At 59.0% G+C, this 13,630-nt stretch carries 15 protein-coding genes and 1 tRNA gene; 7 read left to right on the top strand and 9 right to left on the bottom strand.

Annotated elements, in window-relative coordinates; translation table 11 throughout:
- Positions 1-165 precede the first annotated feature (165 nt).
- The 3 genes from typA (at position 166) to ppa (ending at position 3,330) form a co-directional block, all read left to right on the top strand.
- A complete protein-coding gene (typA, locus tag DUT91_RS18885) occupies positions 166-1,992 on the top strand; it encodes a translational GTPase TypA (protein ID WP_114442051.1) in 1,827 nt (608 codons plus the stop codon).
- Positions 1,993-2,159: 167 nt separating this feature from the next.
- Positions 2,160-2,666, top strand: a complete 507-nt coding sequence (locus DUT91_RS18880) for a GNAT family N-acetyltransferase (RefSeq protein WP_114442050.1) — start codon at positions 2,160-2,162, stop codon at positions 2,664-2,666.
- 127 nt (positions 2,667-2,793) lie between these two features.
- The gene (ppa, locus tag DUT91_RS18875; RefSeq protein ID WP_114442049.1) at positions 2,794-3,330 is read left to right on the top strand and encodes an inorganic diphosphatase; all 537 of its coding nucleotides are present in this window, start codon (positions 2,794-2,796) and stop codon (positions 3,328-3,330) included.
- 54 nt (positions 3,331-3,384) lie between these two features.
- Here the strand turns inward: ppa and DUT91_RS18870 are convergent, their stop codons facing one another.
- Both DUT91_RS18870 and DUT91_RS18865 read right to left on the bottom strand, forming a co-directional pair.
- Positions 3,385-3,759 carry a DUF167 family protein gene (locus DUT91_RS18870; protein WP_245419796.1) on the bottom strand — a complete coding sequence of 125 codons (375 nt, stop codon included), beginning with the start codon at positions 3,757-3,759 and terminating at the stop codon, positions 3,385-3,387.
- On the bottom strand, positions 3,729-4,019 hold the full coding sequence (locus DUT91_RS18865) for a YggT family protein (protein ID WP_114442047.1): 291 nt from the start codon (positions 4,017-4,019) through the stop codon (positions 3,729-3,731). The genes DUT91_RS18870 and DUT91_RS18865 overlap by 31 nt, the downstream gene beginning before the upstream one ends.
- Positions 4,020-4,259: 240 nt before the next feature.
- Between DUT91_RS18865 and DUT91_RS18860 the strand changes: the two genes are divergently transcribed.
- The 3 genes from DUT91_RS18860 (at position 4,260) to cysK (ending at position 6,692) form a co-directional block, all read left to right on the top strand.
- Positions 4,260-4,335: transfer RNA gene (locus DUT91_RS18860), tRNA-Ala, on the top strand.
- A 131-nt stretch (positions 4,336-4,466) separates the two neighbouring features.
- A complete protein-coding gene (locus tag DUT91_RS18855) occupies positions 4,467-5,561 on the top strand; it encodes an acyltransferase family protein (protein ID WP_114442046.1) in 1,095 nt (364 codons plus the stop codon).
- A 150-nt stretch (positions 5,562-5,711) separates the two neighbouring features.
- A complete protein-coding gene (gene cysK / locus DUT91_RS18850; RefSeq protein WP_114442045.1) occupies positions 5,712-6,692 on the top strand; it encodes a cysteine synthase A in 981 nt (326 codons plus the stop codon).
- Between the two features lie 389 nt (positions 6,693-7,081).
- Here the strand turns inward: cysK and DUT91_RS18845 are convergent, their stop codons facing one another.
- From DUT91_RS18845 to DUT91_RS18820, 6 genes are all read right to left on the bottom strand, one after another.
- Positions 7,082-7,957 (bottom strand): 3-hydroxybutyryl-CoA dehydrogenase, encoded by an 876-nt coding sequence (locus tag DUT91_RS18845; protein ID WP_200835016.1) that lies wholly within the window; start codon positions 7,955-7,957, stop codon positions 7,082-7,084.
- A gap of 189 nt (positions 7,958-8,146) precedes the next feature.
- Positions 8,147-9,076: an electron transfer flavoprotein subunit alpha/FixB family protein gene (locus DUT91_RS18840; protein WP_114442043.1), complete on the bottom strand. Its 930-nt coding sequence runs from the start codon at positions 9,074-9,076 to the stop codon at positions 8,147-8,149.
- A gap of 21 nt (positions 9,077-9,097) precedes the next feature.
- A complete protein-coding gene (locus DUT91_RS18835) occupies positions 9,098-9,847 on the bottom strand; it encodes an electron transfer flavoprotein subunit beta/FixA family protein (RefSeq protein ID WP_114442042.1) in 750 nt (249 codons plus the stop codon).
- Between the two features lie 152 nt (positions 9,848-9,999).
- Positions 10,000-10,581, bottom strand: coding sequence for a cob(I)yrinic acid a,c-diamide adenosyltransferase (locus tag DUT91_RS18830; RefSeq protein WP_114442041.1), 582 nt, complete (start codon positions 10,579-10,581; stop codon positions 10,000-10,002).
- A gap of 27 nt (positions 10,582-10,608) precedes the next feature.
- Positions 10,609-10,809: a twin transmembrane helix small protein gene (locus tag DUT91_RS18825; RefSeq protein WP_114442040.1), complete on the bottom strand. Its 201-nt coding sequence runs from the start codon at positions 10,807-10,809 to the stop codon at positions 10,609-10,611.
- Positions 10,810-10,852: 43 nt separating this feature from the next.
- Positions 10,853-11,722, bottom strand: coding sequence for an SDR family oxidoreductase (locus DUT91_RS18820; RefSeq protein ID WP_245419795.1), 870 nt, complete (start codon positions 11,720-11,722; stop codon positions 10,853-10,855).
- 135 nt (positions 11,723-11,857) lie between these two features.
- On the opposite strand from DUT91_RS18820, the gene DUT91_RS18815 reads away from it, so the two are divergent.
- Positions 11,858-12,721, top strand: coding sequence for a YihY/virulence factor BrkB family protein (locus DUT91_RS18815; RefSeq protein WP_114442039.1), 864 nt, complete (start codon positions 11,858-11,860; stop codon positions 12,719-12,721).
- Here DUT91_RS18815 and DUT91_RS18810 read toward each other — a convergent pair.
- A complete protein-coding gene (locus DUT91_RS18810; RefSeq protein WP_114442038.1) occupies positions 12,679-13,587 on the bottom strand; it encodes a DMT family transporter in 909 nt (302 codons plus the stop codon). The genes DUT91_RS18815 and DUT91_RS18810 overlap by 43 nt on opposite strands.
- Positions 13,588-13,630: the final 43 nt, after the last annotated feature.

The following is a 13,630-nucleotide window of genomic DNA, read 5'->3' as shown; positions in this document are numbered from 1 at the left end:
GTCAGGACTGGTATTCCCGGATGCTCTTATGTGTCCGGGAAGTTGCCGGTAACCGATAAATGCGCCTCCCCCTTTCGCAGACGCGGAAAAACCTGTATGCAGCGCGGCAAATGACAGCGGCGTTCGCATGGCGGCGTCCCAACCCCCTTTTACAGAGTGACCCACATGCAATTGCGCAACATCGCGATCATCGCCCACGTCGATCACGGGAAGACCACCCTCGTCGACGAACTTCTGAAACAGTCCGGCTCGTTTCGTGAGAACCAGCGCGTTGCAGAACGCGTCATGGATTCAAACGATCTCGAAAAGGAACGCGGCATCACCATCCTTGCCAAGGCGACATCCGTCGAGTGGAAGGGCGTCCGCATCAACATCGTCGACACCCCGGGCCATGCCGATTTCGGCGGTGAGGTCGAGCGTATCCTTTCGATGGTGGATGGCGCGATCGTTCTGGTCGACGCCTCCGAGGGCCCGATGCCACAGACCAAGTTCGTCGTCGGCAAGGCGCTGAAGGTTGGCCTCAAGCCGATCGTCGCGATCAACAAGATCGACCGCCCGGATGGTCGTCATGAGGAAGTCATCAACGAAGTCTTCGACCTCTTCGCCAATCTCGACGCCACCGATGAGCAGCTCGACTTCCCGATCCTTTACGGTTCTGGCCGCGACGGCTGGATGAACGTCAAGCCGGAAGGCCCGAAGGACCAGGGTCTTGCCCCGCTCCTGGATCTCGTTCTGCAACATGTTCCGGAGCCGAGCGTCGGTGACGCTGACGGCGCGTTCCGGATGATCGGCACGATCCTCGAAGCCAACCCGTTCCTCGGTCGCATCATCACCGGCCGCATCCATTCGGGTTCGATCAAGCCGAACCAGGCCGTCAAGGTGCTTGGCCAGGACGGCAAGCTCATCGAAACGGGCCGTATTTCAAAGATCCTCGCTTTCCGCGGTATCGAGCGTACGCCGATCGAGGAGGCCCATGCAGGCGACATCGTCGCCATCGCCGGCCTCTCCAAAGGCACCGTCGCCGACACGTTCTGCGATCCGTCCGTCACCGAAGCGCTTCATGCGCAGCCCATCGACCCGCCGACGGTCACCATGTCCTTCATCGTCAACGATAGCCCGCTTGCCGGCACCGAGGGTGACAAGGTGACGAGCCGAGTCATCCGCGATCGTCTGCTGAAGGAAGCCGAAGGCAATGTCGCGCTGAAGATCGAGGAAGCCGAGGGCAAGGATTCGTTCTACGTTTCCGGGCGCGGCGAATTGCAGTTGGCTGTTCTCATCGAGACCATGCGCCGCGAGGGCTTCGAGCTCGCCGTCTCGCGCCCGCGTGTCGTCATGCACAAGGACGAGAACGGCACGCTGATGGAGCCGATCGAGGAAGTCGTCATCGACGTCGACGAAGAGCATTCCGGCGTCGTCGTGCAGAAGATGTCCGAGCGAAAGGCCGAAATGGTCGAGCTGCGTCCTTCGGGCGGCAATAGGTTGCGCCTGCGCTTCTACGCGCCGACCCGTGGCCTGATCGGCTATCAGTCGGAGCTTCTAACGGATACGCGCGGCACGGCGATCATGAACCGCCTCTTCCACGATTATCAGCCATTCAAGGGCGTGATCGGTGGCCGGACCAACGGCGTCCTCCTCTCCAACGCTTCCGGCGAGGCCGTCGCTTACGCCATGTTCAATCTGGAAGATCGCGGCCCGATGATCATCGAGCCGGGCGAGAAGGTCTATCAGGGCATGATCATCGGCATCCACTCCAGGGACAATGACCTTGAGGTCAACGTGCTGAAGGGCAAGCAGCTCACCAACATCCGCGCCGCCGGCAAGGACGAGGCGGTCAAGCTCACCCCGCCGATTCGCATGACGCTCGATCGCGCGCTCTCCTGGATCCAGGACGATGAGTTGATGGAAGTGACGCCCAAGAACATCCGCCTGCGCAAGATGTATCTCGACCCGAACGAGCGCAAGCGCTCGGAGAAGAGCCGGACCGTCGCATAAACAAATAGAGTTTCCAAGCAGACCACGGCGCCGGACATCCGGCGCCGTTTTTCTTTTTGCCACCCGCCTGTTGGAAACGGTATCTGCACCATCTTTATCTGCTGCCTGGGGATTGCGCCTCTTTTTCATTGCCGCCGGCATCTGGCTGCGCGTATGTTTAAGAGGCTATGACAACGCTGACCATCGACATCAGGCGAGCTACCATCGAGGACGCAACCGCGATCGCGGATGTGCACCATGAAGCTTGGCGGGGGGCCTATTCCGGGATCATCCCGCACAAGGCGCTCAACGCCATGCTGCAGCGTCGCAGGTCAGAATGGTGGGCCCGCGCCATTCGCAACTCTACGCAGGTATTGGTCGCGGAAGTCGGCGGGGAAGTTGTCGGCTACGCGACGCTCGGCTCCAACAGGGCACGCCAGCTCGCGCAGAAGGGCGAAATCTACGAGCTTTATATCAAGCCCGAATATCAGGGCATCGGCCTCGGCGGCCGGCTGCTGCGCACCGCCCGCCGCTGCCTGGCCGATATGGGGCTCAACGGCACTGTCGTCTGGGCGCTCGAGGACAATAGCCTCGCCCTCTCCTTCTATCGCGGCGCCGGCGGTCGCGACATTGCCGAAGGCATCGAATGCTTCGACGGCAAGACGTTGAAGAAGATCGCCTTCACCTGGAACTGAACCGAAGGTTCGACCCCGTTTTCATCCCATCCTTTGCAGGATAATCCCCCGCGTTCCAGGACGTTTCGTTTTTGTTGCGCCGCGACATGAAACCCGTTATCAGGGCGCGAAACGAAAGGATGTCTCCATGAATATCGATGCCATCTCAATCGGCTCCAATCCTCCCTATGATGTTAATGTTATTGTCGAAGTGCCGGTCGGCGGTCAGCCGATCAAGTATGAGATGGACAAGAAGGCCGGCGCGCTCATCGTCGACCGCTTTCTCTACACGCCGATGACATACCCCGGAAATTACGGCTTCGTGCCGCACACGCTTTCCGAAGACGGCGATCCAATCGACGTGCTTGTCTGCAACACGCGCCAATTGGTGCCGGGCTGCGTCATCAATGTGCGTCCCATCGGCGTGCTCGTCATGGAAGACAATTCCGGCAAGGACGAGAAGATCATCGCCGTCCCCTCGCCGCACCTGACGCGCCGCTATGAAAAGGTGCACAATTATACCGACCTGCCGGAGATCACCCTGCAGCAGATCGCCCACTTCTTTGAGCACTACAAGGATCTCGAGCCCGGCAAATGGGTCAAGATCGGCGATTGGGGCGATGAGGACTATGCCCGCCAGTTCATCACCGAGGCGATCGAGCGCGCCAAGGTCAAGAAGGCCTGAGCTTTTCTTACCGGTTGTTTTGTGAAGCCCGTCCAATGACGGGCTTTTCGCTTTTCAGCCTGTTTGCTTCTCGGCACGGGCCGACTTGACCAGATCAAGCGCCTTGAGTTTACGAACCAACGCCGCGGAATCGCCCGCCACACGCACCTGCTTCGATCTGGAAGTCGCCCCGCCCGTCACCGCGACGCTGCCGCCGGCAACGCCGAACACCTTGGCGAGCAGCTTTTCCAGCGCCTTGTTGGCTTTGCCATCCTCAGGCGCGGCGCGAACCCGCGCAAGCACATGCTGCCGCCCATTCGGGGCTTCGGCTATTCCTTCCACCGCGTCCCTGGAAGATTTCGGCGTCAACCGCACGAAGACGGTGATGCCGTCCTTTTCCGCGCGGAAGAAGCCCTCCGTCAAATGACCATCGGCGCGATCGTCGTCCACAGCAACTGGCGAATGAAGAAGATGATCAGCAGAAGGACGATGGGCGAAATGTCGATGCCGCCCAGATTCGGCAGGAGATTGCGTATTGGCCGGAGCGCTGGCTCGGTCACCCGATAGAGAAAATCGCCGACCGACGCCACGAAGCGGTTGCTGGAATTGATGACGTTGAAGGCGTAGAGCCACGAAAACACCGCGCTGGCGATAATGATCCAGGTATAGATGCTGAGAGCCAGGTCGATGGTGCGGATCAGTGCGAGCATGAATATCTCCTTGAAGTCACCGACATGTAGCGGCTGAAGGTTTCCAGAACAAGGCCAATCGGAGGAAAGGATTATCGGGAAATGAAAGCCTTGGATGAGGGGCGGCAGCGAGTAGTGAAAGAGTGAGTATGCAAAAGGCCCTCCTCATGGTCACTACATTGCTATTCGTCACCCCCGATCTGCACATCATTCTTGACAGCAACCCGCCCCCGCCTCTAAATGCCGCTCGCATCGGTGGACGGGGCTGTAGCTCAGTTGGGAGAGCGCGTCGTTCGCAATGACGAGGTCAGCGGTTCGATCCCGCTCAGCTCCACCAATGCTCCCATGAGGTAATAATTTTCATAACAGCCTTGTTCGTATGTCGTCCCGTACTGCAGCCTGCGTGCCCACGCCCTTGATGAAAACTCTGGCCGTCGCGCGCTGCTTTTGATAGAAGCAGCCGGAAAAATGGGGGCATCCATGGGCCATGAGCGCTATGAGAACATCGACGCCCTGCGGGCCATCGCAGCGACTGCGGTCTTGATTCAGCATTTTTTCGGCGATGTCATTCGCCATGCTGCCGATCCCCTGGCCCCCCTCGTGCCGATCTTCAACGCCTCGGTCGCAAGCTTCGATCTCGGACGTTTCGGAGTCATCCTGTTTTTTCTGATAAGCGGCTTTGTCATCCCCTTCAGCATCCGCGGCGCCCAGCCACTCAAGCGTTTTGCCATATCCCGCTTTTTTCGTTTGTATCCGGCGATGTGGCTGGCCATCCTCGTACTGAGCATATTGTTTTTTGCGGAAGACAATGCCCCTTCGGCGGCGACCATCATTGCCAACATGACCATGCTACCGGGTTTCCTTGGCGAACCATGGCTGTCAGGCATCTACTGGACGCTGTCGATAGAGCTGATCTTCTACTGTTTCTGTGCCCTGCTTTTCTGGAGGGGCGCACTGTTCAACCCCATGGCGATAGCAGTGTTCACTCTGCTGCTGGTCGCGTCCACCGTCGGCCCCATCCTTCTGAGGCTTTTCGGCATGGCGCAACTGCCGGTGCAATATATCGGACTGCACGTGTCGTTCTTGTTTTGCGGATTGCTGGTGCGCATGGCGCTGGTCGACAGGCTGCGTTGGGCTTGGGCGGGAGCGGCGATTGTCACGCTTGTGCAATTCAACGCATTGCTGGTGATCGGCGGCTTTTCGCTGCAAAGAGGCGACAGCTTTTTCATGGTGGGCAAAGCGCCTATCATATTGGCCTATATCGCAGCCTTTGCGCTGTTCATCGCTTCTGTAAAGATCGGCAAGCCCCACTCTAGGACCCTCTCCTTCGTCGGCGCCATAAGCTATTCAATCTATCTCTTCCACGGTCCGATCGCCCTGATCGTCTATCACTATGCCCCGCTCACCGGAGGCTATCAGGACCTGCTGATCGGACTGGCCTGCCTTGTCCTGACCTTCGTGGTTTCGTGGCTGGTTTACCGGCTTCTGGAAACGCCGATGATCGCGCTGGGCAGAAAGGTGGGAAGTTCCTTGCAAGGCCAGCTCGTTCCGCAGAATAGCTGAACCTGTACCGGTCTTCCCATTCGGCCTTTTTCCAGACGGGCCATCTTTTGGTTTTTTATTCCAAAGGATTGTCTATCGGCGAACAGCGGAAACTAGGTTTTTCTGCTCGTTCGCCCTACTATCGGCGCAGAAAATCAGGGAGACGAACTCATGAGCAAGCCCGCAGTATCAAAGTCCGTGCCGGGTCGCGGCCGCATTTATAATTCCATTCTCGATACGATCGGCGACACGCCGCTTGTCCGCATCGACAAGTTCGCCAAGGAAAAGGGCGTCGAGGCCAATCTGCTGGCCAAGCTCGAATTCTTCAATCCGCTGGCAAGCGTCAAGGATCGCATCGGCCTGGCGATGATCGAAGCGCTCGAGGACGCCGGCAAGGCAATTCCCGGCAAGACGACGCTGATCGAGCCGACATCGGGCAACACCGGCATCGCGCTCGCCTTCGCCGCCGCCGCCAAGGGTTATCATCTGATCCTGACCATGCCGGAAACGATGTCGATCGAACGACGCAAGCTTCTCAAGCTGCTCGGAGCCGAACTGGTGCTGACCGAAGGTGCGAAGGGCATGAAGGGCGCCATCGCCAAGGCCGAGGAGCTCGTTGCCGAAAATCCTGACGCCATCATCCCGCAACAGTTCGAAAATCCGGCCAACCCTGAGATCCATCGGCGTACCACGGCGGAGGAGATCTGGAACGACACCAATGGCGAAGCCGACATCCTGATTTCCGGCATCGGCACTGGCGGCACGATCACCGGCGTCGGACAGGTGATCAAGGCCCGCAAGCCTTCCTTCCGGGTGGTGGCGGTCGAGCCAAAGGATTCCCCGATTCTCTCTGGCGGCAATCCGGGTCCGCACAAGATCCAAGGCATAGGCGCCGGCTTCGCACCGAAGATTCTGGACACATCGATCTATGACGAGGTCGTGCAAATTTCCAATGAGGATGCCTTCGCCAATGCGAGGCTTCTCGCCCGCCTGGAGGGAATTCCCGTCGGTATTTCCTCCGGCGCGGCGCTGGCAGCGGCCGTGGAGATCGGCAAGCGGCCCGAGAACAAGGGCAAGAATATCGTCATCATCATTCCCTCCTTCGCCGAGCGTTATCTCTCGACCGCGCTGTTCGAAGGACTGGACAGCTGACGCAAAAGCCGGAGCGTCGCCGCTCCGGCTTTTCATTCAGTGAGAATGGATGATTTAGGGCAAGTCCCAAGGAAAACGTGCAGCCGTTTTCCGTCTGGACACGAACCGCTCTTAGTGACGCGTGCGTTGCTCGCAAGCCGGACCCGGGCCGCGCATATAGTGGCGCTCGGGCCGATAGGTCGGCACCAGAAATTCACGAATGAGGGTTGCGCTGTGACGCAGTTGAACAAGAATGCTCATCGGCCTGTACCTGAATTTTTGTAATTTGTTGCCATTCCGGAGAGATTGGCTCCGAAAACTGACTTAAAGACAAATTTAACGGGTAAAGGTGAATACCGCGTGAATGTGAAGGGTTAAGAAATCGTAAATGCTGTCATTTGGCGACCGCCCTATCGCGTTGGCACCGGATGTTCGCCACGATAATCATAAAATCCGCGTCCAGCCTTGCGGCCCAGCCATCCGGCCTCGACATATTTGACCAGGAGCGGACATGGCCGGTATTTGGAATCGGCAAGCCCTTCGTAAAGCACCTGCATGATCGACAGGCAGGTATCGAGCCCGATGAAATCGGCAAGCTGCAAGGGTCCCATGGGATGGTTAGCCCCGAGTTTCATAGCCGTGTCGATGGCATCGACCGAGCCGACGCCCTCATAAAGCGTATAGATCGCCTCGTTGATCATCGGCAGCAGGATGCGATTGACGATGAAGGCCGGGAAATCCTCGGCCACCGTGATCGTCTTGTCGAGGCTGGCGACAAAGGCTCGCGCGGCTTCAAAGGTTACGTCTTCGGTTGCAATGCCGCGCACCAGTTCGACGAGCTTCATCACCGGAACCGGATTCATGAAATGGATACCGATGAAGCGTTCCGGCCGGTCGGTCGTGGAGGCAAGGCGAGTGATCGAAATGGATGAGGTATTGGTGGCTAGAAACGCTTCCGGATTGAGGTTTGGACAAAGCTGCGCGAAGATCTTGCGCTTGACGGTCTCGTCCTCGGTCGCCGCCTCGATAGCAAGATCGACGCCGGCGAGATCCTCCATGCGGTTCGCCATGCGGATGCGCGTCATGGCGTCGCGATGGGCTTTCTCGTCGAGCTTTCCGGAGGAAACCTGGCGCGCCATGTTGCCGTTGATCGTGGCGATGCCATTTTCCAGCCGCTCCGATAAAGCATCGTGCAAGAATACGTCATAGCCTGCAAGCGCACAGACATGGGCGATGCCGCTGCCCATCTGCCCCGCGCCGATGATCCCGATCTTCTTGATTGTCACGCCCATATTCCACCCATGATTTTTTGTTTTGTGCAGTGCAAAGTAAATGGCCGGAGTAGAGTTCGTCTACCCCGGCCATCATAATTTAATCGATCTATTATTAAAGCCTCAAGCAGCCCTTGATTCCGGGAACCGGTTTTCCCGCGATAAGCAGGAACTTCTTTCCCATCGGACTGCTCAAAAACTAATCTAAAGCGCCTTTTCGAGCTGCGGAAGGATTTCGAAGAGATCCCCGACGATGCCGTAATCGGCAACTTGGAAGATGGGCGCTTCCTCGTCCTTGTTGATCGCGACGATAACCTTGGAGTCTTTCATGCCCGCCAGATGCTGGATCGCGCCGGAAATGCCGCAGGCGATATAGAGATCGGGTGCGACCACCTTGCCGGTCTGACCGACCTGCCAATCGTTCGGCGCATAGCCCGCATCGACGGCGGCGCGCGAAGCGCCGACGGCCGCGCCGAGCTTGTCGGCGACGGGCAGGATGACTTCCCTGAACTTCTCCGAAGACCCAAGCGCGCGGCCGCCTGAGATGATGATCTTGGCCGAAGTCAGTTCCGGACGGTCGCCGCCGGAAAGCTTTGCCTCGACGAATTTCGACAGGCCGGGATCGCTGGCCGCACTGGCCGTCTCGATCGACGCCGAGCCACCTTCGCCGGCTGACTGGAAGGACGCCGTGCGTACGGTGATCACCTTCTTGGCGTCGGTTGCCTGCACCGTCTGGATGGCGTTGCCCGCATAGATCGGACGCTTGAAGGTATCTGGCGATACCACTTCGATGACATCGGAAATTTGCATCACATCGAGAAGGGCTGCCACGCGCGGCAGGATGTTCTTCCCGTTGGTCGTCGCCGGCGCTATTATGGTGTCATAATTGCCGGCGAGCGAGACGATAAGCGCCGCGGTCGGCTCTGCCAGGCGGTTTTCCAGTTCTGCGCTGTCGGCGATGAGAACCTTGGTGACACCCTTGAGCTTCGCCGCCTGATCGGCGACAGCTTTCGCGCCTTGACCCGCTACCAGCACATGCACGTCGGAACCGATGGCAAGTGCAGCCGTCAGCGCCTTGGCGGTCTGGTCGGAAAGGTGCTGGTTGTCGTGTTCGGCAACAAGAAGAATAGCCATGATGAATTCCTTTCCGTTAGATCAGAGAACGCCTGCTTCGTTCTTCAGCTTGTCGACCAGCTCGGCCACCGAGGCGACCTTGACGCCCGCCTTGCGGCCGCTCGGCTCCTCGGTCTTCAAGACCTTCAGGCGCGGCGCGGTATCGACGCCATAATCGGCAGCCGTCTTCTCGTCGAGCGGCTTCTTTTTCGCCTTCATGATGTTCGGCAGCGAGGCATAGCGCGGCTGGTTGAGGCGCAGATCGGTCGTGACGATCGCCGGCAGCGTGATCTCGACCGTCTGCAGGCCGCCATCGACTTCGCGGGTGACCTTCGCCGAGCCGTCTGCGATTTCCACCTTGGAAGCAAACGTGCCCTGGCTCCAGCCGAGCAGTGCGGAGAGCATTTGCCCCGTCTGGTTGGCGTCGTCGTCGATCGCCTGCTTGCCCAGGATGACGAGTTGCGGCTGTTCCGCCTCGACCACGCCCTTGAGAATCTTAGCGACCGCCAGCGGCTCGACGATATCGTCGACCTTGACCAGAATACCGCGGTCGGCGCCCATGGCGAGTGCGGTGCGGATCGTCTCCTGCGCCTGCGCCGGCCCGATCGATACCGCCACGATCTCCTCGACCTTCCCGGCTTCCTTCAGGCGGATCGCCTCTTCCACCGCGATCTCGTCGAAGGGGTTCATCGACATCTTCACATTGGCGAGCTCGACGCCCGAGCCGTCGCCCTTCACCCTGATCTTGACGTTGTAATCCACTACACGCTTAACAGCGACGAGCACTTTCATGCGCCTGAACCTCTCGAAATGAACTCTTTGACGGATATATCGTCATGGACAACCGCCCACTTGCCAGAAGCCGACATGAAGGCAATGAAAATGGACCGGGCGGGACCGTAATTGTGATTGACGTGCACGTCAATCACCGTTCTTGGCCGGCATCAGCGGTTCTGGCCGGGCACCCACAAGACGTCGCGCGCGCCATTGTCATTGACCACCCGGGCCGCGACGAAAAGAAAATCCGAAACACGGTTGATATATTGCAGCGCTTCCTTGGTTACCCGTTCGCCGGTGGTCTGCGAGAGCTCCACCATGATGCGTTCGGCTCGCCTGGACACGGTGCGCGCCAGATGCAACGCGGCCGAGGCAGGCGTACCGCCCGGCAGCACGAAGGAACGCAAGGGGCTGAGGCCTGCGTTCAGCTGGTCGATCTCGCGTTCCACCCGCAACACCTGCGCTTCGATAATGCGCAGCGGTTCATAATCAAGGTCAACGCCGTCATCGGGGGTCGAGAGATCCGCCCCGAGATCGAACAGATCGTTCTGGATGCGTGACAGCATGGTGTCGAGCTCCAGACAGCTTTCGCCGGTGTGGAGCCGCGCCAGGCCGACACAGGCATTGGCCTCGTCGATGGTGCCAAAGGCCTCGACGCGCAGGTCGAACTTGGCGCGCCGTTCGCCATTGCCGAGTCCGGTCGTCCCGTCATCGCCGGTGCGCGTATAAATCTTGTTCAATTTGACCATATGCCCTCTACCCCTCGGCGGCTGTTATCATCCAGTGACGTGACGGCCAAAATAGATAGCAGCAACGATCAGCGCCACCGCGATGAACTGCAGGAGCACACGCAGCTGCATCATCTTGTTGGAGAAATTGCCATCGCCGCCACGCATCATATTGCGCAGACCGACAAAGAGCACGCCTGCGACGGCGACCATGGCCACCATTGCCGCGACCTTGAACAGGAAGTCCATTTCCGTTTCCTTTCAGTATTTCCGGCAACTTATGCGCCGCCACTCAGGATTGGTCCGCAAGCATTCGGTAGAACATGCGGGCCGGCATCAGCCGCCGCGCCAGAGCGCCAAATTTCGCCGGCCGCGTCACCAGATAATGGGGCCGGGGACGGGGATGTTCCAGCGCGTCACGCAATACCGCATAAACCGCCTCCGGGCCAAGCTTCGACTTCGATTTCGTGCCGCCGCTTTTCAGTTTGGCCAATTGTCGCTCGTAGTCTGCGCGATGCACGGAATTCGCGATATCGATGTTCTTCTCCACCCATTGCGCCGCATTATAGGTGAAGCGTGATTGGATCGGCCCGGGTTCGATGAGTGAGACATGGACGCCTGACCCCTCCAGTTCCATCCGCTCGACAAGCATCAATCCTTCCAGCGCAAACTTCGAAGCGACATAAGCGCCGCGCCATTTCATCGGCACCAGCCCCAATATGGAGGAACAATGGACAATCCGCCCATGCCCCTGTGCCCGCATGATGGGAATGACTCGCTGCGTCAGATCGTGCCAGCCGAAGAAATTGGCCTCGAACTGTTCGCGTAATGCATCGACCGGCAGATCCTCGACCGCCCCCGGCTGCGCATAGGCGCCATTATTGTAGAGCGCGTCCAGCCTGCCGCCCGTCTCGGTCAATACGGTTTTGACCAGCGTCTCGATCGATTCGGGTTGGCGATAATCGAGATAATGCGCTTCCAGCCCGTCGCGTCGCAATGTCTCGATGTCCTCCGGCTTGCGCGCGGTGGCGAAGACCCGCCATCCCGCCGCCTTCAGCGCACGGGCGCAAAACGCCCCGATGCCGGAGGAACATCCGGTGACAATGATTGTTTTGGGAATCGTTTTGGGGATCGCTTTGGGCGTCGATATCGTTTGTTGCACCGGACCCTCTCTTGCATCTCGCGTGGATGGAGTTAATGCAGGCTTCCCATATCGCACCACCCGTTGCAATCTGCATACGGTAAGTCAGAAAAACGAGGCCGCCCTGTCCCCTATCCAAAAGGAAAAAGCCTGCCTATGCGCAAAGTAAGGACGTTCCTGTGGCAGGTTTTGTACGATGCAATCGGCCACTTCTATTCCGATGACGGTTGGGCATTTGCCAGTCATATAGCGCTTTCCGGCCTGATGGCGTTGTTTCCCTTCCTGATCTTCGCAACGTCGCTTGCCAGTTTCCTCGGCGCCAATGCCTTCGCCGACACGGCCGTCCATGTCATTTTCGACACCTGGCCGGAAACCATTGCAAGGCCGATCGCCCGCGAGGTGATGAACGTGCTGACCGTCCAACGCGGCGGCCTTCTGACCGTCAGCGTCATCGCGGCGGCCTATTTCGCCTCCAACGGCATTGAGGCGCTGAGAATCGCGCTCAACCGGGCATATCGCGTTACCGATACCCGCTCGATCATCTTCTGCCGCCTGCAAAGCCTCGGCTTTGTCATTATCGCCACGCTCAGCCTGACCGCGATCAGCGTGCTCCTCGTTCTCGCCCCTCTCGCCGTCAGGCTCGCCGAACAATGGTTTCCAGCCATTGCGCCCTACACCGGCAGCCTCGATATCTGGCGCTATCTGATCGCTGTCGGGGTACTGGTGACGGCACTTCTTGCCGTCCACATCTGGCTGCCCGCCGGCAAGCGCGGCTTCCTTGATATCCTGCCTGGCATCGTCCTGACCCTGTTCGCCTGGCTGGCAGGTTCGATCATTTTCGCCAAATATCTCGAAAGCTTCGCCAATTACGTCTCAACCTATGCCGGTTTAGCGTCGATCATGGTGTCGATCGTCTTCCTCTACATCATTTCGGCTATCTTCATCCTCGGCGCTGAAATCAACGCCGCGATCCTGCGCTATCGCAATCGCAACGCCTGGCGGGCGAAGCGGAAAAACTGAGAATTATCGTTTCGGACGGTGGCCAGCGCCACGCCGAAAGTCGTGATCGCCATGCCGACAAGCTGAACCAAGCTCAGGGTCTCGCCGAAGAGCAGATAAGCCATCAACGCCGTCGTCCCGGGCACGAGATAGAAGAGCGAAGCGACTTTCGACACGGCGCCCTCCCGGATCAGCACCATCAGCAACAGCACGGCGCCAATCGATAGGACCAGCACCAGCCAGCCCATGGCAAAGAAGAGCCATGGCGACCAGATGACCTGATGGTTCTCAAAAAATAACGAGGCGATACCGGTCAAAACGGCCGCCGCCAGATATTGAACGGTCGTGCCGGCTTTCAGGTCGACCTGCCCGACGAAGCGCTTCTGCCACACTGTGCCGGTGCTGATGGCGAGGACCGCCAGGAACACGACACCGATGGTGACGGCATTGATTCCGCCCGAATCGAGCGAGAATTTCGGCCACAGCACCATGATGACGCCGATGAAGCCGATGGCGAGTCCGATCCAGTGCCGCCGCTCGATCTTCTCGCCGAGCGTCGCGCCTGCGATGAGCGTGGTGATGAGCGGCTGCAGCCCGACGACCAGCGCCGACATGCCAGCGGGCAATCCCCTGTGCACGGCCCAGAAGACACCCGAGAGATAGATGCCATGGATGAGGCAGCCGGCAACGGCGGCATGAAAAGCGCCGCGCCAGGTCGGCCATTGACTGCCGCTCATCAGCGCCCAAACGCCCAGAATGGCCGCCGCAATGAAAAACCGTACGGTCATGAAGCCGAACGGTTCGGCATAGGGCATCGCATAGCCCGCGCCAATGAAGCCGGTGGCCCAGAGCAGGACGAAAAGCGCAGGGAAATATTTGACGGGCATGATTTTTTCCGAAGCAGGTCCAGGAAAGTGCGAACCGGTTTCG

Source organism: Paramesorhizobium salinisoli (assembly GCF_003335045.1).
Classification (GTDB): Bacteria; Pseudomonadota; Alphaproteobacteria; order Rhizobiales; family Rhizobiaceae; genus Paramesorhizobium; species Paramesorhizobium salinisoli.
The sequence above is the reverse complement of the archived record's forward strand: the minus strand, read 5'-3'. Positions and strand labels throughout refer to the sequence as shown.